At 39.1% G+C, this 565-nt stretch carries 1 protein-coding gene; it reads left to right on the top strand.

Translation table 11 applies throughout. The annotated features are described in order from the left end of the window. Positions 1-565, top strand: a 565-nt coding sequence (locus B4H32_RS00735) for an arginyltransferase (protein ID WP_286799153.1), incomplete at both ends; no start/stop codon positions are given.

Here is a 565-nt window from a genome sequence, read left to right as displayed (position 1 = left end):
TTTAGGCGTAGTGGTGATTTTGTCTATCGACCAGAATGCCACTTATGTCGCCAATGTTTATCTTGTCGCGTTCCGATTCAAGAATTTAAAATGAATAGTAGCCAGAAGAAAGCATGGAAACGTAATCAAGATTTAAAAATGAGTATTTTGCCAACTTCGCAAGCCAGTCAACAGCATTATGATTTGTATGAGCGTTATATCAATGAACGCCATGCAGATGGCGATATGTATCCAGCAACATTAGATCAGTTTGAAAAATTCCTCATTCACAGTTGCACAGAAAGTTTTTTCATCGAATTATGGAAAGACCAAAAATTAATTGGTGTTTCAACCTGTGATTTAATGGATGATGGTTTATCTGCAGTTTATACTTTCTTCGATCCAGATGAACAACGTCGCTCCTTGGGCGTATTTGCGATTCTTAAGCAAATCGAATACGTTAAAACGCTGAATCTTGATTATCTCTACCTCGGCTATTGGGTGCCGCATTCATCCAAGATGAATTACAAATCCCAGTATACCCCGCTTGAGTTGCTGCTTGATGGACAATGGCGCAGACTTAACC

The organism is Acinetobacter sp. UBA2063 (assembly GCF_002333245.1).
Lineage (GTDB): Bacteria > Pseudomonadota > Gammaproteobacteria > Pseudomonadales > Moraxellaceae > Acinetobacter > Acinetobacter parvus.
Note: the sequence above shows the minus strand (reverse complement) of the source record. Positions and strands in the feature narration are given on the sequence as shown.